The following is a 19,063-nucleotide window of genomic DNA, read 5'->3' on the forward strand; positions in this document are numbered from 1 at the left end:
TGATCCCACCCGCCGAGCACGAAGAGAACTACTACCGTCAGAACGACGCACCGACACCCGTCGACGCGTCACTTGCGAGCCTCCACTGAAGCCGGGGCGAGACAGGGTGCTCAGGGCCCGGTGGTCTGCTCAGGGGCCCGCTGGTCGGGCACCCGTTCACCGGCCGAGTTGCCCCCGCGGCGCTCGCCTTGCCAACGCCTCACCCACGTGCCTGTGCATCAGCGACGGCGCGAGACGCCGCTGCGCCTCATGCGGCACAACACGGACCGACTCGCCGTCGATGACCTGGAGCGAGAACTGACCCGTGGCCGATTCGACGGTGCTGACGCCACAGTCCGTACGCGGCGCATCGAGCATCGTCGACCCGTCGGCGACGAACTCCTTGACGATCGCGACGACGACGCGGTGCGTCCCGACCGCGATGAAGCCGTCACGAGCGGCGACGGCACGTGGTGCGCCGCGAGTGACGTCGATGCCGCGGACCTCAGCCACGCGCGGCACGGACACGCCGGCAAGAAGGATCAGCGGCCCATCCTCGGTGCGCCACCGGAGCTCCTGGAGGACTTGCTCCTGATGCTCGTCGTTGAGTCCGACGGTGAGCTCGGCTGCCGGAAGTGCTGGGTCCGTCGTCGGCATCGCCTCGACGACCGCGTCCGCCACCTCTTGCGCGATGGCGGCCACACGCCGCTTCGTCCGGGGGTCGAGCGCCTTGCCAGGAGCCGCCGCCACCTGGCGTAGTCGTCGCTGGAGCACGGCGGTCTGCTCTGCAGCCGTGGTGCGCCAGGCATCGCTGCGCGCGGACGCCGAGTCGACGACTGCATCGGCGTATTCGTGGTCTTGAGCGCGGAGCGTGGCCGCCCGCAACAGCTCGTAGACGAACCAGCACTCCGCCGCGGCGTGCAGGTTCACCGTGTCACGTAGCAGGCTGGCCGCGTCCCGGAGCAGCACGTCCTTCTGGACGGAGGCGCCTCTGTCGCGGCCGATGCCCAACTGACGCAGCCGGGCGTCGATGGTGTGCGCGGTAGCGCGGCAGTACGCCTCGAGGGCATGCCCGTCTCCCCGTAGCTCATCGAGCATGCCCGTCGGGACGCGACCCAGCTCGACGGCGCGTGCCGATTCGCGGGCGACTCGGTCGATGCGAGTCTCCACGTCCGCGGAGCGGTACTCGCGCGCTTCCGAAAGGAGTAGGTCCACCGATCGCCCCACTTGGTCGACGGCCTTCTGGATGCGCCCCAGTTGGACCTGGATCGCCACCAGCGCCACGGCAGGCCCGAGCGTGGCCACGAGGGTCGCCATCGAAGTGGCAGCCGAGACGGGAACGAAGGCCGCGTTCGCGACGATGGTCCCGTTCGCGCCGACGACGTTGCCGAGCATCTGGCCGTGGGACATCATGAGGTGCCCGCCTTGATGCAGGAGAGCAAGCGTCTCCGGGGCGAGTTGCACCACGCCCTGCAGCCCTTGAACGCCGGCCACGATTCCTTGTGCCCCCACCAACGCCGCGCCGCCGAAATAAGTGGCAGCCGCGCCTTCGCCGCGCGTCGTCGCCACGGGGAGAGTGGCGCCGAGACGGTGCACCACGTCTCGAGCCCGCTCCACGTCTGCGGCGACAACGGCCACTCGGCCGTGCTCGTCGAGCGGGACGAGCGTGACCTCGGGCTCGACCGGTTCCAGCTGCTCGTCCACGGGGCCTCGTCGTTCTCGATCCGTCGTTTGCGCCACGGGCGTGGTCGCACCTTTGGTCTCTGTCGGCACGGGGAGCCAGGAGCGTGAGGGCTCCATGTCACGGCTCTCGCTTTCGGACCGACGGCCGGACCACGGTGGCCCAGCAGCCGTCGTAGCGGCGCTTGTCGACCGGTACACCAGACAGCGGCGCCCGCCGACGGGCTATCGGACAGCGGACTGCCGTCGCGACCGGGTCTCGGGGTCGTGTACCCGTCAGCGTGCCTCGATCGCCGCCCTATCCACCACCACCGCCAGCTGCACCCGGTTCCCGACGCCCAGCTTGTCCATCGCCCGGCTCAGGTGCGTCTTCACCGTCGCCTCCGACGCGTACACGCGCTGCGCGATCTCCGCGTTCGACAGCCCTTCGGCCACCGCCCGCGCCACCTCCAGCTCCCGCTCGGTGAGCCCGGCCAGCGCCGCAGCCGCCTCCCGCCGCGCGCCCGCGCCCGGGTCGACCGCCACCCGCGCCATCACCGTCCGCGCGGCCCGCGCCGACAGCCACCCCTCACCGGCGGCCACCGCCCGCACCGCCGCGACGATCTCGTCCGGCCCGGCATCCTTCGCGAGGAACCCGCCGGCACCGGCGTGCACCGCATCGAGGATCGCCGCCTCCGTGTCGAACGACGTCATCGCGATCACCCCCGGCGGGGACGGCAGCGCTCGCACGGACGCCGTCGCGCGGATCCCGTCCACGCGCTCCATCCGCAGGTCCATGAGCACGACGTCCGGGTGGTGCGCCTGCACGACGGCGACGACCTCGTCGCCGTCCGACGCCTCGGCGACCACCTCGATGTCGTCGGGCCGCAGGATCGTCCGCAGCAGCCGCCGCACCATGGGGTCGTCGTCGACGACCAGCACCCGGATCACGCCAGGACGGTAGCCGCTCCCGCCGACACCGGCCGCGACCCGCTCCACCACGCATGCCGCGTGGTCACGCCGTCGGCGGCGCCCACGGCAGGTGCACGCGCACGGCGAACGTCGCGCCCTCGGCCCCGGCGGCGAACGTCCCGCCCAGCGACTCCGCCCGCTCCCGCATCCCCACGAGCCCCGCGCCGGCGCCGCCCCCACGGCCGGCACCGGACCCGAGCGCGTTCCGCACTGTCACCGCCACCCCGTCCCCCGGCCGCGCCCGCACGTCGACGTCCACCCGCGCACCGGGTGCGTGCTTCATCGCGTTGGTCAGCGACTCCTGCACGACCCGGTACACCGCACGGGTCAGGGCGGGCGGCGCGTCGTCGGCCTGCTGCACGAACACCGTGGCGCCGATGTCGACGCCCGCCGACCGTGCGTCGTCGAGGAGCCGCGGCAGGTCGTCGAGGCGCGGCGCCGGTCCGGCGTACTGCTCGGCGAACGCGTCGCCGGCGGTGCGGAGCGAGGCGATGAGGGTGCGCATCTCGTCGAGGGCGCGGTGGGCGGAGATCCGCATGGAGCGGGCCGCCTCGCCGACGTCGGTGCCGGGGTCGTCCGCGGTCACCTCGAGCGCCGACGCGTGCAGGGACACGAGCGACAGCTGGTGGGCGACCGTGTCGTGCATCTCGCGGGCGATGAGCTCGCGCTCGTCCTGCCGGCTCAGCTCGGTGCGCAGCTGCGCGGCCTGCGTCCGCAGCGCCTCGGCGCGGTGGTGCTCCGCCGACGCGGTCACGAGCGCGGCCTGCGCCGACGCGCGGTAGCGGCGCGTGAGCCCGACGCCGACCGCGGCGACGAGCGCCACGGCGACGAGGATCGAGTAGCCGGTGGGGGTCAGGTACTGACGCGACCCGGTCACCTCGCTGACGGCGGAGAACAACACCTTGTCGCCGGTGCGCGCGAGGTCCCGGGCCGACGCGACGACGAGCGCAGTGACCGCCGCCGTGGTGGCGATGGCGATCTGGCGCCGGCCGGCCGTCGCGATCACCCAGGACAGCGCGATCAGCGGTCCCAGCGGGTCGAGCGGCATCACGAGCGCGGCGACGGCCGTGCCCACGCACACGGCGAGCGGCCAGCGGGCACGCCACACCATCGAGATGCCCACCGCGAACGCCCCGAGCAGCGCGAGCCCGTCCATCCCCGTGTTGCCCGTCGACGCGAACGACGCCGCGGCGGAGGCAGAGAACATCACGCTCACGACGGCACCGGTCGTCCCCAGGCGCGACGTCCACCGCCGCGGGCGCGCCGGCGCCGGGCGCTGCGGCGGGTACCGAACGGGCGTCGGGACGTACGCATCGGGCCACGCCGGTGGCGGACCGGCGGCAGGCGCCGGACCCCGCGCCGGCGACTGCCCGGCAGCAGGAGGCGGCGGCAAGGACATGCGTCGGAGCGTACGGGCGGCCACCGACGCCGACGTCCGCCGATCGGTCGGTCCCGACCGCCGAGCGCCACCCGACCGGCCAGCCACGTCGAGCCGATCGGCCGACCCGCCGGCGTGCCGCCCACCAGCACGATCGGCGCCACACCCACCGACCGAGGAGTCACGATGACCGAGCAGCACTCGACCCCCGCCCCCGCCCCCGCCGAGCAGCCGCGCCGCTCCTGGTTCGCGCGCCACAAGATCCTCACGACGATCGGCGTCGTCGTGCTCGTCGCCGTCGTCGGCGGCGCGATGGGCGGTGGCGACGACGACGCACCCACCACCGCGAGCACAGCCGTGCCCGCCGACGCGGCACCCGGCGAGGCCGATGCCCCGGCCGACCCCGCGCCTGCGGAGCCCGAGGCGCCCGCCGAGCAGCCCGCCGCCGGCGTCGGCACGCCCGTCCGGGACGGGAAGTTCGAGTTCACCGTCACGAGCGTCGAGCCCGGCGTCGCGCGGGTCGGCGACGACCTGTTCGGCGAGGACGCCCAGGGCCAGTTCCTGCTCGTCCACCTGCGCGTGACGAACATCGGCGACGAGGCGCAGATGTTCGACGGCAGCAGCCAGAAGCTCCTCGACACCGCCGGCCGCACCCACTCGGCCGACACCGCCGCGGCGATCTACGTCGGCGACTCCAACAGCTTCCTCAACCAGATCAACCCCGGGAACTCGGTCGACGGCACCGTCGTCTTCGACATCCCGGCCGACGCTGCGCCCGCGTCGCTGGAGCTGCACGACTCGGCTTTCTCCGGCGGCGTGTCGGTGGCGCTGGGGTGACGCCGGACGGGCGGTGTGGACGCTCGTCCGCGCCGCCCGCCACTACGCCCCGCAGTCGTCGCACACACCGGATGCAGGCAGCTGCATGTGGCAGCTCGGGCACGTCCGCGGCGGCGCGTCGGCGTGGGCGCCGGGCCCTCGGCGGCCGCGCGTCCCGTGGTGCGGCAACAGCTCGCGGTCGTACCCGCCGCCCGGTCGCCGCACGTCGACGAAGCCCTTGTTGATGTACGCGGCGGCGGTGATGCCCGGCGCCTCGGCGACCGCGACGTACGAGCGGGATGCCGGGATCCACACAGCGGTGAAGGTGAGGCCTGCGGCGATCTCCCGGACACGTCGCCGGTTCTCCAGCGGCACGGGGAGCGACTCCAGCGCGGGCTCGAGCGACGTGAACGTCTGCCGCCGGCCCCCGTCGAGGAGAGCCCTGCACGACGCGCACGTCGGCAGTGTCTCCAGCTGCTCGTCCGTGGCGGGTCGCAACGAGGCGAGGGCGTCGGGTCCGAGGTGCGGGCACTCGGCGGTGTGGAGCATCGTGCCGCCGTCCGCCACCTGCAGCGTGAGGGAGTCCGCGTCGCTGGTCACGCGTTCGAGTATGGGAGCCGGATCGGGGCGTGGATCGAGCATCACCCGTTCGGCGGCGCCCGGCACGTCCGCGCCGCGGCCCACGCCACCGAGCGCCTACCGCCGCCGTCGTCGCAGGCCCCGCGCTGCCCGTGCCGCCTCCGCAGCGACGCCCGCGGCGTGCGCCGCCTCCAGCGTCGCGACGAGGTCGCGCACGTCGTTCTCCCGCGCCCGCAGCGGCGACCCGTCGGCGTGGCGCGCCGGCTCGAGCATCAGGCGGTTCCCACGTGCGGTCACGATGACCAGCGCCCCAGCCGCCCGTTCGGCGATGACCTCGAACGCCTCCACCGCCGACCACCGAGCGGAGTAGACGAGCGACGGCGTCGTCCCACCGGCCCACAGCTCCACGCCTTCGGAGCTCACCGCCAGGGACAGCGGCGTCCGCCGCCGTGCGTGCACCGGTGCGCGCAGCGCCTTCTCGCCGGCGAGCGCGTCTCGGAGGCCGACGGCGCCGCGCACCTCGATGACGTCGGCCTTGCGCCGCAACGCCCGAACGGCGGCGTGCCGGTGCCGGGTGGTCCGCAGGGGCGTCGCGACGACGACGGCGCCTCCGACCACGACGACCGTCGCGAGGATCCCCGTGAGTCGCAGGACGGGCCCGCCGGCGACGATCCCGACGACCGCCGCCGCGAGCAATGCGACCGCGACGACGACGACCGCGGTTCGCCGGTACGGCCGGCCGCGATCGGCACCAGGAATCGAGGACGCAGACATCGCGACCAGTGTCCCGCGCCGGGACGAGCACGAGAGAACGGACCGGGCGCCTGCGATGAGCGACGCAGGGACGGCCGACCGGTCGGTCGCCTATCCCAAGTGGCCGCCGCCCCCTCACAGGTACCGCAACGGCACCCCCGGGTCGATCACCCTCCGGTCCCGCACCACCCCGTGCGGCACACCGTTCCGCGCTGCGGCATCCGCCCGCACCGCCTCGCACGTCGCGTCGACGCGCGCCCAGAACGCCGGGTCCACCCAGTACCCGGTGTGGCTGAGCACCGGTGGCAGCGGCTGGTCGACGACGTGCTGGTCGGTCGGCGGGTCGGGCAGCTCGTGGTCGACGCCGCCGGGCACGACGGAGTCGGCGGTGCAGATGGGCCCGCCGACGTAGTCCGTCGCGTAGTAGACGTTGGTCCACGCGACCGGCCCGATGCCCGGACGGCCCTGGGCGATCCCGTCGAGGAAGCCGTCCGTGAACAGCGCGGGGAACGCCCACCGGTACAGCTTGCCGAGCGGCGACCCGACGGTGACCAGCCCGATCGTCGGCTCGCCCGGCCGCGACGACCGCCGCCCCACGACCGCCGCCGCGAGCACGCTGCCCTGCGAGTGCGCGGTCAGCACGACGCGGCCGCCGTTGTCGTGCAGCCGCCAGATGCGGCGCGTCAGCTCCGGGACGGCGCGCTCGGCGTACGACGGCGGTGCGAACGGGTGGAACGACCGCGGGAAGAACGTGCCGACGTCGAACACCGACGCGAGCGTCTTGCGCCAGCGCTCGCGCCGCCACATGAGCAGCAGCAGGCCGACGTACGCGGGCGGCAGCAGGACCGCGAGGGTGATGCCGAGCTCGGGCAGGACGATGGGCGTGCCGCGGCGCAGCACCCACACGTGGACGAGGAACGCGGCGGCACCGAGCACGCCCGCGACCGTCACACCGACGAGCAGCCACGCGACGTCGCGCGAGTGCGCCGCGGCGTACCGCATGCGCGCGACCTTCCGCACCCACCCGTTCGGGCGTCCCGGCCGCGGCACGGCCTGCGTCTCGAACGCCGGCCCGTCGAGCGCGGAGTGCCACCACCGGTCGTCGGGGCGCACGACGGTCGCCGTCACGGGACGCCGGTGCGCGCGGTACGCGGCGCGCAGGTCGTTCTCGACGTCGGTGGTCCAGACCGACCGCACGCGCAGGTAGCGCAGCGCCATGACCAGCCCGAACAGCACCCCGGCCGCGACCAGGCCGAGCGACAGCACCGACGCGATGGTGCCGATCGCGGCGGGCAGGTGGATCGCCGTGGGCGTCGCCGTCGGGTCGTCCGGCGCGAAGCCCCACTCCGTCGGCGCGAGCGCCCGCGCCACCCAGACGATCACCGACAGCAGCACGGCGTTCGCGAGGATGAGCGAGACCGCGCTCAGCACGAACGGCGCCGCCCACGGGAACAGCTCGAGCCGTCGCACCGGGATGCCGGCCCGCGCCGCGGCGTGCTCCTTGCGCCGGCGCGTGACCCACGCGCCGATCTGCTGCCCGGCCAGCGGCACGAGCAGGCCGAGCGCGACGCCCCACGCCAGGTTGACGGCCGTCCGTGCGCCCGGTGCCATCCCCGCGGGACCTGGCTCGGCGGGCAGCGCCAGGGCGGCGGCCGCGGCGAGGACCAGACCGGCCGTCGTCCCGGCGAGCAGGGCCGCCGACGCGCGGAGCGCCGCGCGGTCACGCGCGAGCAGCCCCAGGACGGTGAGCACCGACGCCGCCGCGACGGCCACCGCGACGCCGCCCAGCGTGCCCGGGACCGTGCCCGCCCCGAGCTCCGCGACGACGCCGCCGAGGTACAGCGTCACGACCGCCAGGCACGCCGCGAGGTGCACCTGCGAGAGGAACTGGTGCCACACCCGGCCCGACCAGAAGTGCGGGTCGCGGAGCCCGCCCTCGCGTGCCGCGGCGCACGTGCCGGACGGCGTGCGGTCGGTGCTGCGGACGTCCGGTCGTGCTCCGGCGTCGCCCGGCGCGCCCGCGGAGGTGCCCGTCGGCGTGCTGCTCGCCGGGTCCACCGACGCACCGGCCGCCGCCGTCGCCGACGTACCGCCCGCCGTGCCCGTCGACGTACCGCCCGCCGACACCCCACGCGCCGCATACGCGCCGTTCGCCGTCGGCGGCTCGACGCTCTCGTACGCCCGCCGCGTGCGCCCCGCGAGCAGGAAGATCCCGACCGCGAGCAGCGTCGACACGGCCGCGCCGAGCACCACGCGCCGGCCGGGCTCGTCCGGCCCGGCCCAGCGCGTGAGGCCCGTCCACCAGCCCTCGCCGCCGCACCCGGCGATCGCGCCGCACTGGTAGGCGACGACGTCGACGAACAGCAGCACCGACATCGCCGTCGCGGCGAGCGTGAGCGACAGCGCCGACAGCCGCGCGAACCACCGGAACAGCCACATGGTCGGCTTCTGCGTGACCTCGTCCTCGCCGGCGGTGATCCACCGTCGCGCGGTCCAGCCGGCCATGTTCGAGAACATCGCCGGCACGAGGAACATCCACAGCGCCCGCACCGGGCTGTGCGACGTCATCCCGCCCCACGAGTACGCCTCGCGGTGCCGCCCGGCCGCGTCGGTCGTCCGGTAGAAGCCGGCGATGCGGTCCCCGGCGACGCGCGTCGGCGCCAGGTCGCCGAGCAGCGACTCCGGGCCGGTCCCGCCGACGCCGTGCACGCGGATCTCCGTGAGGCCGTCGAGCGGCGTGCCGTCCGGCACGAGCCCCGCGGACCGGTGACGACCTGCCATGGCTCCCCCTCGGGGCAGGGCCGCACCGTCGCGGCCGCTCGGTGGGTAGGACGCGGACGATGGCCGCCAGATACGTCACCCGGGCGGCGCGCTCGACGGGGACCCGTCCCGGCGCCGGCGCCGACGGTCGCCACGCGGGCCGCGCGGGCGGCCTCCGTCACGCAGACGAGGCCACGCGCATGCCCTCCAGGCGCCCGACCAGCCGCCGCACCTCCGTGCCGGACGCGGTGCGGATCGACCCCGTCGACGTCCGCGCGGGCAGCAGCACCAGCTCGTTGCCCGCGTGCGTCAGCACGACGACGGCCGGCTTCGGGCCGTCGCCGGCGATCGTGCCGGTGCCGTCGACGACGCCCTCGACGTCCGCCCACCGCACCGTGTGCAGCAGCCGGGCGTCGTCGCGGCCCGACCACAGCTCGAGCTCCGCGCCCGTGACGGCGAGGGTCAGCGCCGTGCCCTGCGTCCGGCGCACCGGGGCGTCCGCGACGCCCTCGGCGTGCAGCGCGCCGCGCAGGCCGACCGCGCCCCACACCTCGAGCACCTCCGCGCCGGGCCGCTTCGCCCGCACCGCGGCGTGCCGACGCGCCGTGGCGGTGACCATCCGGCGGATCCAGACGCCCACGCCGGCACCGACGAGCGCGACCATCATCAGCGCGACTGCGCCGCCGCCGTCGCCGTCGGTCAGCGCCCGCGACCCGAACAGCAGCACGCCCACGACTCCGGCCGCGATGGAGAACCACCAGCGGCGCCGCTGCCCCCGCTCGGCCGCGTCGACGGGCGCCGCGCCGGGCGCGGGACCGTCGGGTCGAGCGGGGGCGGGCGCGGCGGCACCGGGCCGCGCGAGCCCGGCCCATGTGGCGCTGACCGCGCCGGCGTCACGGGCGGTGGCCTCAGCGGCGGCGGTGTCACGGGCGGAGGTGGCGGTCATGCGGGTGCTCCTTCGATGTCGTGGTGCATGTCGTGGTGCGTGTCGTCGTCAAGGTCGTCGTCGTGCACGGAGGTCGGCTCGTCGAGCCGGTGGAGGGTCGCGGCGACGGCGTCGAACAGGTCGAGCCAGCCGTCGCGCAGGTCGGGGAGCGGAGTGGAGAACCCGAGGTGCACGAGGCCGCGGTCGTCGCCGGGGTCGGACCAGTAGTCGCAGAGGAGGACGGGCACCGCGCCGGCGCCGGGCACGTCGCCGACGCGCTCGCGGACGGACCGCAGCACCAGGCCGGACGGCCCGTCGGCGGCGTCCACCTGCCCGCCGGACTGCGATGCGTGCGCGGTGAGCGACGCGCGCAGGGCGTCGACCTGCCCGTCCGTCGCGAACGACCCGGGGACGCGGAAGGCGGTGAGCGTCGCGGGCAGCGGCACGTCGGCGACCCGCGTGAGCATGAACGCCATCAGCCACCCGCCGGCCGCGGCCGCGCGTCGCGCGGACGCCGACACGCTGACCCGCAGCTCGCGCCGCAGCGCCGCGAGGGCGTCGTCCCGGCCGAACCGCTCCTCGACCAGCGCGGCGACGGTGCGGCGCGTGGCATCGGCGTCGGCAAGCCGCAGCACCCACCAGTCGGCGGGGACGACGAGTCCGAGGCCGACGTCCGTGGCGGTCGGCGGACGCGTCGTAGACGTGGCGGCCCGCGAGGTGTCCGCGCCCTGCCCGCTCATCGGCGCACCGCCTCGATACCGCTGGAGACGGTGAGGCCGACGTCGCCCACGTGCCGTGCCACGGTGAACCCGACCCGCACCTTGTAGCCGCCGCCGTTCTGCGCCAGGTAGGCGACGTCCCGTGCGGCGTCCTCGTTGCCGACCGCGCGCAGCGCGCCCGCCAGGCGGTTCTGCCCCCATGCCGCCTTGATCGCGTTGCCGCCCTCGAGGACGGGGTTCCGCAGCGCCCCCGTACCGGCGGCGTGGACGCCCGCGGCCGCCGGGCCGCGCGTCGCCGCCACCACCGCGCCGGCGCCGTCGCGCACGTCCGACGCCAGGTCGCGCAGCATGGCCCGCGGACTGAGCGCCGACGCCAACCCCGCACCCCCCGCCGGCCGGACCGACGGGCGCACGCGCTGCGCCGCCGTCGCAGCCGCACGCCCGGTCGACGACGCGGCGTTGTGCGCCGCCGATCCCACGGTCGTCGCGGTCGCGGCACGCGCCCCCTGCGCCGCCCGGTTCGCGTTCGTCGCCGTGCGCAGGCCCTGCCCGAGCACCCGTCCGGCCCCGAAGCTGACCAGCCCGGCAGCGCCGAAGACGACGTCCTGCACCGACCCGTTCCCCTGTGCCAGCAGGATCACGTCCCGCACCAGCACGACCGCCCCGGCGACCGTCGCCACCGCGGCCACCGCGGCGTTCACCCCCGGCACCCAGCACAGCGCGAGCGCCGCGATGCTCAGCCCCGTCGCGAACTCGTCCATCCCGTTCCACACGGCGAGCCCGGACTCCTCCACGCCGCCGCGCACGTCCTGCCAGAACGTGTCGTGCAGGTCGTCGGCGCGCACGGCCGCGGCGATGATCGCGCGGGCGGTCTCCGCGGCGTCGTCACGCACGGCGCGTGCGTGAGCCAGCAGGTCGCGGGCGTCGTCGAGCTGCCGGTCGGCGCGGACCAACGCGGCCCGCGACTGGTCGACCTGCGCGGCCATGAGCGCGGCGACCTCCGGCTCGTCCTGCGACTCCTCCTCGCGCACGCGGAAGTACCGGAGGTCGTCGGCCGCCGTGCCCGACGCCGCCATCGCGGCCGTCGCCTGGTCGCGGGCCTGCAGCGACAGCGCCTGCGCGCGCTCCAGCCCGTCGGCGTACGCGACGAGCGCCCGTCCCGCGGCGGCGTACCGGGCGTGCGCGCGCTCGATCGTGTCGGCGAGCGCGCCGGCCCGCGCCGCCACCTCGTCGACGGCCTGGGACGTCACGGCGATGCCGCCCGCGATCGCGCGCAGCTCGTCCGCGGCCGTGGCGATCTGCGCGGCGACGCGCTCGTGCTCGTGGCCGGCCGCGCGCACCGCGGCGGGGTCGCCGGGGACCGGGTCGGCGTGGTGCAGTGGGTACCAGGTGAACGGGCGGCTCACGCGGTGCCCCGCAGCTGCGCGGCGAAGGCGGTGTCGAGCTCCGCGAACGTCGTCCCGACCCGCGTGCACGCCTCGGCGAGCGCGCCGACGTCCGCGACGACGCTCGTCCGGACGTCGTCCCATCCGATCGCGAACTCGCCGAGGACGTCCGCGAGGCCGTCGTGCCCGACGTCCGCCCGCAGGTCGCGCGCCGTGACGTTCGCGGCGGAGAAGGTCTGCGCGAGGTCGGCGAGACGCGCCCCGGCGGCACGGAGCAGGTCGGTGTCGACGACCAGCTTCCCGGCGTTCGAAGACACGGCGTTCGAAGACACGGCGCAGCCCCCTGACGTCAGCGGTCCTGCGCCCGCCTCTCGAGCGCAGGGCCGCGACGCTACCGGGACGAAAGGGGCAGATCGCCGTCGTCCACAGGCCCGGTTCGCCGGGCCCGGCGGGTCGTCAGACCGTGACGACGGACCCGTCGGTCGTCACGCGGTCCGCGTCGATGTCGTCGAACCACTTGCCGCCGTCGCCGAGGTACCGGAACGTCACGGTGCTCCCCAGCGGCACGGTCACGGACGTGCTCGACATGCCGTTCGACCGCTTCTTCAGCACGTGGGTGCACGGCACCCAGTCGTTGAACGTCCCCACGACGCTGACCGGCCCGTCCAGCGACGGGGTGGGCAGGGCGAACGTCAGGGTGCAGGTTCCGGACTTGGCGGAGCGGGACTTCTTCAGCACGGTGGCATCCACTCTCTTGCTACGGGCGGGATCGCGAGGGCTCGCAGGGGGCTCGCAGAAGGAAGCGTGGCGTGGCAGTGTTTCCGGGGAGCGCGAGCGCGGTGACCCGCGTGTGACGAGTCGGTGGCGCGCCGTCTGCCCCATCGGCGCACGCCCTCGTCCTCGAGCGACGGGCGTCACCCTAACGGACCACGGCGAAGGGCCGCGGGCGTGTCCACCCGCGGCCCTCCGCGTGTCGTCCCGGGCAGGGTCGGCGGCCGGTCACGTCGGCCACCGACCCGCCCGTCACGGGTACTGCGTGATGAACGACGGCGTGCCGGTGTTCGAGTTGTCCACCTGCCCGCCGACGCCGTTCACGACGTGCCGGATCGTCCCGGCGCTGAGGTTGACGGTCATGACGTGCGTGAGCCGCACGCCCGGCCGCTGCGGCACCTCGAACCCGTTCTCCGTGATGATCGACGGGTTGTTCTGGTTGAAGACGTAGACGCCGCCGCCCCACAGCTGGTGCTCGCGCACCTTGTCGCCGACCTTGTAGCCGGCCCAGCCGAGCGTGCCGTCGGGCTCCGTCCAGTCCGCCTGCGTCGGCGGGTCGTACGGCAGCTCGTTCTGGTAGAGCACGACGCGTCCGCGCTCGCCCTCCCACACCGTGTTGTGCCGCTGGAAGTGCTCGACGAACAGGCCGGTCGCCGTGACGTCGTCGCCGGTGACGACGACGCCCGTGCGGCCGATGTTCGTGCGCCACCGCTCGGTGTCGCCGTTGACGCCCTCGGTGAAGCCCTCGACGCCGTGGTCGGCGCGCCACACCCACGTGTGGTCGACGAGGACGTCGTCGGCGTCGATCCGCAGCGCCACGTCCGTGGACCCGCGGTGCGGGCCGCCGACGCGGAAGTAGACGTCGCTCAGGGTGATCGGGTCGAGGCCGCGGTCCTTGTCGTGACCGCGGCCGCGGTGATCCGCCTCCTGGCCGGACGGCCCGTGACCACCGCCGCGCGGCGCCTTGCCGACCTGCAGCAGCACCGGCGACTCCTGCGGGCCCGCGTCGATCGTCACGCCCGCGACGACCGCGCCGCGCACGTCCGCGACGCGCAGCGGCACCGCCCCGCCGACCGACGTCAGCGTCGCGTGGCCCGTGCCCAGCACGACCGTGCCCGCGCGCTTGACCTCGATGCTGCGCGCGACGTCGTACACGCCCGGCGTCAGCAGCAGGTGCTTGCCGCGCGCGAGCTGGCTGTTGATCGTCTGGACCGTGTCGCCCGGCGTCGCGACGTAGAAGTCGCGCAGCGGGATCGACCGGCCCGGCGTCATGCCGTCGGCCCACGTGATGCCGCGCGTGCCCTCGCGCGCCTCGGGCACGCGGACGTTCCAGCGGCCGCGCTCGTCGACGTAGAGGTACGGCTTCTCGCGGCTCAGCGGGTTCTCGTCGAGCGTCGTGTACGGCGGGTCGGGGAACGTCGCGTCGTCCGGGGCGCCCTCGACGCCCGCGAACACCTGGTTCCACACGGCGTTCGACCAGCTGCGGACCTCGCTGTTGCGCGTCAGCCACTGCTGCTGCGACCCGTTCGTCACGTCGCCGAACCGCGAGTCCGCGATGAAGCCGCCGCTCGCGAACTGCGGGCCGGCCGTGCAGTAGTCCATGAGCGAGAAGCCGGGGTCGCCCTCGTCGGCGAGGACGTTGACGCGGCGCAGCGAGACCGCCTGCGAGACGGCCCAGAAGTTGGCGGTGCGCCGGCAGTCGTCCTGGCCGGTGCCGTTGATGTCGAGCGTGAGGTTCGACAGCGTCCGCCAGAAGTTGACCAGCGCGATGCAGTTGGGGTTCTCGGGGTCGGGGGACAGGCAGCGGTTGTACGTCTCGATCTTGCCGTGGACCGTGACGTCGGTCGGGGAGGCGCCGAGGCCGGCGACCTCGGTGTAGTAGCCGACCTTCATCTGCAGCGGCTGCTCGGCGGTGCCGTACTCGCCGGGCAGGAACAGCAGGCTGTAGCGGGCGGTGCCCATCTCGGCGTCGACCTGCTGCCCGTGGATCTGGTCGACGCGCGCCTGGATGTCGGCGACGGGCATGCTCGGGTCGAAGACGACCACGTTGGGCCCGAGGTAGGGGGCGGCGTGGCCGGGGCCGCGGGGCGGGCCGGCGGTGGCCGCGGGGGCGAGGGCGGTGGCGGCGGCCGTGAGGGCCGCGACCGCGAGCAGGGTGGCGCGACGACGTCGTCGTGACCTCGTCGCGGGCGTGCGGGGGTGGTCCATGCGTGTGCCTCTCCGTCGAGCTCCGGCATCGGACGCTTCGGAGCAAACCACACTTACCGACGTGTAAGTAAGGGGTACTTCCGAACTCGCCGGGACGTGGTCCGGGACGGCGGCCGGTGGGCGATGTGGGCGGCACGCGTTAGCGTGGCGCGGACTCGAGGGAAGGGGACCGACGTGGTGCTGATCGGCGCGCACGTGCGTGGCGACGACCCGGTGGCGGCTGCTGCGGAGGTCGACGTGCAGGCCGTGCAGATCTTCCTGGCCGACCCGCAGGGCTGGAAGAAGCCCGTGCGGCGGCCGGACGCCGACGCGCTGGTCGACTCCGGCCTCGGCATCTACGCGCACGCGCCGTACCTGGTCAACGTCGCGTCGACGAACAACCGCATCCGCATCCCGAGCCGCAACATGATCGCGCAGCACGCCGCCGCGGCCGCCGACCTGGGCGCCCGCGGGCTGATCGTGCACGGCGGGCACGTCGGCGAGGGCGACGACATCGCCGTCGGCATCGACAACTGGCGTAAGACGTTCGCGCGCGCCGAGTACCCGGTGCGCGTGCTCGTCGAGAACACCGCCGGCGGCGAGAACGCCTGCGCCCGCACCCTCGACCGCTGGGCCATGCTCTGGGACGCGATCGGCGAGTACGAGGTCGGCGTCTGCCTCGACACCTGCCACGCCTGGGCGGCCGGCGAGGACCTCGAGACGATCGTCGAGCGGCTCACCGCCATCACCGGGCGCATCGACCTCGTGCACGCCAACAGCTCCCGCGACGAGCACGGGTCGAGCCGCGACCGGCACGCCAACTTCGCCACGGGGACGATCCCCGCGGAGCTCATCGCGCACGTCGTCCGGGAGGCCGGGTGCGACGTGGTCGTCGAGACGCCGGGGGAGCGGCAGGCCGAGGACGTCGCGTTCCTCAGGGCGGCGCTCGCGGGCTGACCTCGTCCGCGTGCGGGACTTCCGGGGCCCGCCGCCGAGGGCCTAGCGTCGGGGGCACATGCCTACCGACCCTTCCGCACGCGTCGTCGCGTGGGACCGTCAGCTCCGCGACGTCCACGCCCGCCTCCGAGACAGCCTGCAGATCGCGCGCGACGCGATCGACGACGCGGCCGCCGAGCCGACGTCCCCGCGGCTCGCCGCCGACCTCCGCCTCTTCTGCACCGGCTTCTGCGCCGCCCTCGACGGTCACCACCGCGGCGAGGACGCGGTGATGTTCCCCGAGCTCGTCGCGCTCGACCCGTCGCTCACCGACGTCGTGTCGCAGCTGACGCGGGACCACAGCGTCCTCGCGCAGCTGCTCGGCGCGCTGCAGACGGCGGTGGACGCCGGGTCCCGCGGCGACGACCTGCACCGCCACCTCGACGGCATCGAGGCGATCATGGAGACGCACTTCCGGTACGAGGAGAAGCGCCTGCTCGAGCCGCTGTCGCGGTTGGGGACCGACCGGTCGCCGCGAGAGGTCCTGGGACCGCTGGGCTGAGGCGGGCCTGCGGGGGTGTGCAGCGTTCGTCGCGCCCGGCGTGACGAACGCTGCACGGGTGCCGTCAGAGCGGCGGGAGGACGACCTCGTAGCCCGCGCGCTGCAGCGCCTCCACGTGGTCGGTGCCACCCTCGTACGAGCCGGGCAGGTCGCCGGGGCGCATCTGCGCGTCCGGGTCGGCCCCGAAGATCTGCGTCCAGCCGCCGCCCTCGCCGTGCTGCGCCACCACGACGACGTGCGCGACCGGGCCGCCGCGCGTCCGCATCGGCGGGTCGAGCCGGTACAGCGACGCGGTGTGCGGACGCACCGCCACGAGCGTCGGGTCGAGCGGCAGCGCCCGCTCCAGGACGGCGTACCGAGTGCCCGTCGGCCGGACGACGCCCTCCACGCACGGCGTCGCGGCGCCGTCCGTGGCGACGCTCCTGTACCGCGACCCCACGCGTACGACGCCGCCGTCGTGCAGGCGGACCGTCGGGTCGGCGCTGCGCGCGTGCTCCTCGAACGGCGCGATGTCGTGCACCCACCAGCGCGCGGGGGCGCCGTCGTGCCGGGTCGCGAGGACGACGCCGGGGCGGCCGGTGAGCGAGGGCGGCGTCGGGCTGCCGGTGGTGCCAGTGCCGGCGGAGTCGCCGGTGTCCTCGGTGCTCCTGGTGCCGGCGGTGGTCGCGGTGCTGTCAGTGCTGTCGGTGCGGTCCGGGCGGTCGGCGCTGTCGCTGGGGTCCGGACCGTCGGCGGCGACGTCGCGCTCGACGCCCGTGACGCGGTAGGTCTCGCCGGCCGCCGACACCGCGACCCGCACGCGCGATGACGCCGGCACGTGCCCCCGCTCCTCGGCGACGCAGCCGAGACGGGGCGTGCCCAGCGGTGCGTCGATGTCGAACGGTGCAGCCATGGGTCCTCCTGAGAGGGTCGAGCGTCTTCCCGCACCGGGCGGCGCGGGCGGATCTTCCTCCGGGGGCACCGAGCGCTCCGCGCGGTTGCCAGTCGGCCGGCCGGAGGGCTTGAGGCCGAGCTTCGTGATCGGTGGTGACTGTAGCCGGGCGCACCGACACCGCCCGGCCGGCCCTCCGCCGCCGCCATCCACAGGGTGGGCGCGGGTGGCGTCGACAAAGGCGGGAACCGGTACTTTCCGGGCATGCGATGGCGTGGGCGGGGTGCGGCCGTGACCGCGACGGTGCTCGTGGGTCTCGTGGCGGCGGGCTGCACGGGGGACGCGACGCCGACGGGGCCGACGGCTGCGGAGACTCGGTCGAGCACGGCAACTCCGACGCCGTCGGCGTCCCTTCCCGCGCAGCCGGTGTTCCCGACGCTGCCGGCAGATGCCGGCGCGCCATCGGTCCAAGGGGCAGCAGCCTTCGCGATGCACGCGATGCGCCTCTACACATACACGCGCAACACGGCGGACGTCTCCGAGTGGCAAGCCCTGTCTGGCCCGGAATGCGGCTTCTGCGGCGCCGTGGAGGAGATGGTCGGCGTCGTCGGTGCCAGCGGACGCACCCTTCGAGGAGCGGATGTCGAGGTGCACTCCACGTCGCCGACGGAGATCAGTCCCGGCTCCACCTACTCCGTGACCATGGAGGTCACCGAGAGCGAGTCGATCGAGTACGACGGCGACCAGCCTGTTGCGCGCAATCCCAGCACTCGGTCGACCCTCTACGTGCTGCTGCAGTGGGACCAGGCGTGGCACGTGCTGGAGGTCGACGTGCTCGAGTCAGAGACGGTCGCGTGACGCACGTGCTGCGCGTCGGGGCAGCGGTCCTTGTTGGCGTCGTCATCACGACGACCGCGCTTCCCGGGGGAAGCGGTGGAATTGCCACGGCGGCCCATGCCAGCCACGGCGCCATCGAGATGGGCGCTTACTACGGCGAGCAAGAGCGCCTGAAGCACGAGCGGACCAAGGGCAGTCCGGAGTACGACCTCGTCGACTACCGGCGCGCGGTCGCCTGCCGGGAGGCCGCCGGTATGTGGGTCATCGCGAACGACGACGGCGCGTGCGGTGCCGGCGCCGACACCGCGGTGCCCGCCGAGTGCGGCGAGGACAGCGTGCTGCTGTCGCTGTGGCGGCGGGCGCGACCGTCCCCGGACGCCGCATGGGGTGCGTGGCAGCGGGTCGACTTCGGCGGGTGCGGGGCCGACATCCTGCCCGTGCTCTCCGCCGAGGACTTCCGGCGGCTGCCCATCCCCGCACCGGTGCTCAACGTGCAACCTGCTGCGGACTGGGTGCTCGTCAACAAGGAGACGATCGTCTACACCGACCCGTCTCCGGTGACGCTGACGACGGATCTCCTCGGCTATGAGGTGACCGTCGAGGCGACGCCGACCCGGTTCACGTACGACTTCGGCGACGGCGGACGTCCCCTCGTCACCACCGACCCCGGCGCCCCCTACCCGGCGTTCGAGACGTTCCACGTCTACCGATCCCTCGGCACCCGCACCATCACCCTCAGCACCGAGTGGTCCGGCCGCTACCAGGTCGCCGGCTCACCGGTCTGGCGCGACGTCGACGGCACCGCCCAGACCACCGCCACCAGCGCCCCGTTCGAGGTCGTCGAGCGCACCAGCAAGCTCGTCGCCGAGCTCTGCACCGCCATCCCCACGCCCGCCGACTGCCGCTGACCCACCGCCCACACCCCGACGTGCAGCGTTGTGGTCACCAGGTGTCCACAACGCTGCACACCGGTC

Annotated in this window: 18 protein-coding genes and 1 riboswitch; of the genes, 5 read left to right on the forward strand and 13 right to left on the reverse strand. The window is 74.6% G+C overall.

Annotation, left to right across the window (positions count from 1 at the left end):
- Positions 1-156: 156 nt before the first annotated feature.
- The 3 genes from AB6N23_RS03800 to AB6N23_RS03810 all read right to left on the reverse strand — a co-directional run bounded on the left by AB6N23_RS03800 (position 157) and on the right by AB6N23_RS03810 (position 3,817).
- Positions 157-1,683, reverse strand: a complete 1,527-nt coding sequence (locus AB6N23_RS03800; RefSeq protein ID WP_412864767.1) for a hypothetical protein — start codon at positions 1,681-1,683, stop codon at positions 157-159.
- 252 nt (positions 1,684-1,935) lie between these two features.
- On the reverse strand, positions 1,936-2,589 hold the full coding sequence (locus AB6N23_RS03805) for a response regulator transcription factor (RefSeq protein ID WP_412864768.1): 654 nt from the start codon (positions 2,587-2,589) through the stop codon (positions 1,936-1,938).
- Between the two features lie 64 nt (positions 2,590-2,653).
- Complete coding sequence (locus tag AB6N23_RS03810) at positions 2,654-3,817, reverse strand: sensor histidine kinase (RefSeq protein WP_412864807.1); 1,164 nt, start codon at positions 3,815-3,817, stop codon at positions 2,654-2,656.
- Between the two features lie 357 nt (positions 3,818-4,174).
- Between AB6N23_RS03810 and AB6N23_RS03815 the strand changes: the two genes are divergently transcribed.
- Entirely contained in the window at positions 4,175-4,825 is a 651-nt protein-coding gene (locus AB6N23_RS03815; protein ID WP_412864769.1) for a DUF4352 domain-containing protein, read from the forward strand.
- A 42-nt stretch (positions 4,826-4,867) separates the two neighbouring features.
- Here the strand turns inward: AB6N23_RS03815 and AB6N23_RS03820 are convergent, their stop codons facing one another.
- The 9 genes from AB6N23_RS03820 to AB6N23_RS03860 form a co-directional block, all read right to left on the reverse strand.
- Positions 4,868-5,404: a hypothetical protein gene (locus tag AB6N23_RS03820; protein WP_412864770.1), complete on the reverse strand. Its 537-nt coding sequence runs from the start codon at positions 5,402-5,404 to the stop codon at positions 4,868-4,870.
- A 96-nt stretch (positions 5,405-5,500) separates the two neighbouring features.
- Positions 5,501-6,157 (reverse strand): hypothetical protein, encoded by a 657-nt coding sequence (locus AB6N23_RS03825; protein ID WP_412864771.1) that lies wholly within the window; start codon positions 6,155-6,157, stop codon positions 5,501-5,503.
- A gap of 114 nt (positions 6,158-6,271) precedes the next feature.
- Positions 6,272-8,917: a hypothetical protein gene (locus AB6N23_RS03830; protein ID WP_412864772.1), complete on the reverse strand. Its 2,646-nt coding sequence runs from the start codon at positions 8,915-8,917 to the stop codon at positions 6,272-6,274.
- A 157-nt stretch (positions 8,918-9,074) separates the two neighbouring features.
- Complete coding sequence (locus tag AB6N23_RS03835; protein ID WP_412864773.1) at positions 9,075-9,842, reverse strand: hypothetical protein; 768 nt, start codon at positions 9,840-9,842, stop codon at positions 9,075-9,077.
- Positions 9,839-10,561 carry a hypothetical protein gene (locus AB6N23_RS03840; RefSeq protein ID WP_412864774.1) on the reverse strand — a complete coding sequence of 241 codons (723 nt, stop codon included), beginning with the start codon at positions 10,559-10,561 and terminating at the stop codon, positions 9,839-9,841. The genes AB6N23_RS03835 and AB6N23_RS03840 overlap by 4 nt, the downstream gene beginning before the upstream one ends.
- Positions 10,558-11,946: a hypothetical protein gene (locus tag AB6N23_RS03845; RefSeq protein WP_412864775.1), complete on the reverse strand. Its 1,389-nt coding sequence runs from the start codon at positions 11,944-11,946 to the stop codon at positions 10,558-10,560. Before AB6N23_RS03845 ends, AB6N23_RS03840 begins: the two co-directional genes overlap by 4 nt.
- The gene (locus tag AB6N23_RS03850) at positions 11,943-12,242 is read right to left on the reverse strand and encodes a hypothetical protein (RefSeq protein WP_412864776.1); all 300 of its coding nucleotides are present in this window, start codon (positions 12,240-12,242) and stop codon (positions 11,943-11,945) included. The genes AB6N23_RS03845 and AB6N23_RS03850 overlap by 4 nt, the downstream gene beginning before the upstream one ends.
- Before the next feature lie 139 nt (positions 12,243-12,381).
- Positions 12,382-12,663 carry an isoamylase early set domain-containing protein gene (locus AB6N23_RS03855; protein ID WP_412864777.1) on the reverse strand — a complete coding sequence of 94 codons (282 nt, stop codon included), beginning with the start codon at positions 12,661-12,663 and terminating at the stop codon, positions 12,382-12,384.
- Positions 12,664-12,948: 285 nt separating this feature from the next.
- The gene (locus tag AB6N23_RS03860; protein WP_412864778.1) at positions 12,949-14,904 is read right to left on the reverse strand and encodes an adenylyl cyclase; all 1,956 of its coding nucleotides are present in this window, start codon (positions 14,902-14,904) and stop codon (positions 12,949-12,951) included.
- 174 nt (positions 14,905-15,078) lie between these two features.
- On the opposite strand from AB6N23_RS03860, the gene AB6N23_RS03865 reads away from it, so the two are divergent.
- Positions 15,079-15,840 (forward strand): deoxyribonuclease IV, encoded by a 762-nt coding sequence (locus AB6N23_RS03865; protein ID WP_412864779.1) that lies wholly within the window; start codon positions 15,079-15,081, stop codon positions 15,838-15,840.
- Between the two features lie 58 nt (positions 15,841-15,898).
- Entirely contained in the window at positions 15,899-16,381 is a 483-nt protein-coding gene (locus AB6N23_RS03870) for a hemerythrin domain-containing protein (protein ID WP_412864780.1), read from the forward strand.
- Positions 16,382-16,445: 64 nt separating this feature from the next.
- On the opposite strand, the gene AB6N23_RS03875 is transcribed toward AB6N23_RS03870, so the two are convergent.
- On the reverse strand, positions 16,446-17,273 hold the full coding sequence (locus tag AB6N23_RS03875; protein WP_412864781.1) for a hypothetical protein: 828 nt from the start codon (positions 17,271-17,273) through the stop codon (positions 16,446-16,448).
- A 16-nt stretch (positions 17,274-17,289) separates the two neighbouring features.
- Positions 17,290-17,403: riboswitch (SAM riboswitch) on the reverse strand.
- A gap of 140 nt (positions 17,404-17,543) precedes the next feature.
- Between AB6N23_RS03875 and AB6N23_RS03880 the strand changes: the two genes are divergently transcribed.
- Entirely contained in the window at positions 17,544-18,110 is a 567-nt protein-coding gene (locus tag AB6N23_RS03880) for a DUF6318 family protein (RefSeq protein ID WP_412864782.1), read from the forward strand.
- Positions 18,107-18,997: a hypothetical protein gene (locus tag AB6N23_RS03885; RefSeq protein WP_412864783.1), complete on the forward strand. Its 891-nt coding sequence runs from the start codon at positions 18,107-18,109 to the stop codon at positions 18,995-18,997. Before AB6N23_RS03880 ends, AB6N23_RS03885 begins: the two co-directional genes overlap by 4 nt.
- Positions 18,998-19,063 lie beyond the last annotated feature (66 nt).

The sequence above is a fragment of the Cellulomonas pasadenensis genome (assembly GCF_047229365.1).
In the GTDB taxonomy this organism is placed as follows: domain Bacteria; phylum Actinomycetota; class Actinomycetes; order Actinomycetales; family Cellulomonadaceae; genus Cellulomonas.

Excerpts from the sequence above, each read along its gene's own strand:
- AB6N23_RS03825 (WP_412864771.1), bottom strand. The coding sequence starts at position 6,157 with ATGTCTGCGTCCTCGATTCCTGGTGCCGATCGCGGCCGGCCGTACCGG.
- AB6N23_RS03835 (WP_412864773.1), bottom strand. The coding sequence starts at position 9,842 with ATGACCGCCACCTCCGCCCGTGACACCGCCGCCGCTGAGGCCACCGCC.
- AB6N23_RS03830 (WP_412864772.1), bottom strand. The coding sequence starts at position 8,917 with ATGGCAGGTCGTCACCGGTCCGCGGGGCTCGTGCCGGACGGCACGCCG.
- AB6N23_RS03860 (WP_412864778.1), bottom strand. The coding sequence starts at position 14,904 with ATGGACCACCCCCGCACGCCCGCGACGAGGTCACGACGACGTCGTCGC.
- AB6N23_RS03810 (WP_412864807.1), bottom strand. The coding sequence starts at position 3,817 with ATGTTCTCTGCCTCCGCCGCGGCGTCGTTCGCGTCGACGGGCAACACG.
- AB6N23_RS03840 (WP_412864774.1), bottom strand. The coding sequence starts at position 10,561 with ATGAGCGGGCAGGGCGCGGACACCTCGCGGGCCGCCACGTCTACGACG.
- AB6N23_RS03870 (WP_412864780.1), top strand. The coding sequence starts at position 15,899 with ATGCCTACCGACCCTTCCGCACGCGTCGTCGCGTGGGACCGTCAGCTC.
- AB6N23_RS03815 (WP_412864769.1), top strand. The coding sequence starts at position 4,175 with ATGACCGAGCAGCACTCGACCCCCGCCCCCGCCCCCGCCGAGCAGCCG.
- AB6N23_RS03875 (WP_412864781.1), bottom strand. The coding sequence starts at position 17,273 with ATGGCTGCACCGTTCGACATCGACGCACCGCTGGGCACGCCCCGTCTC.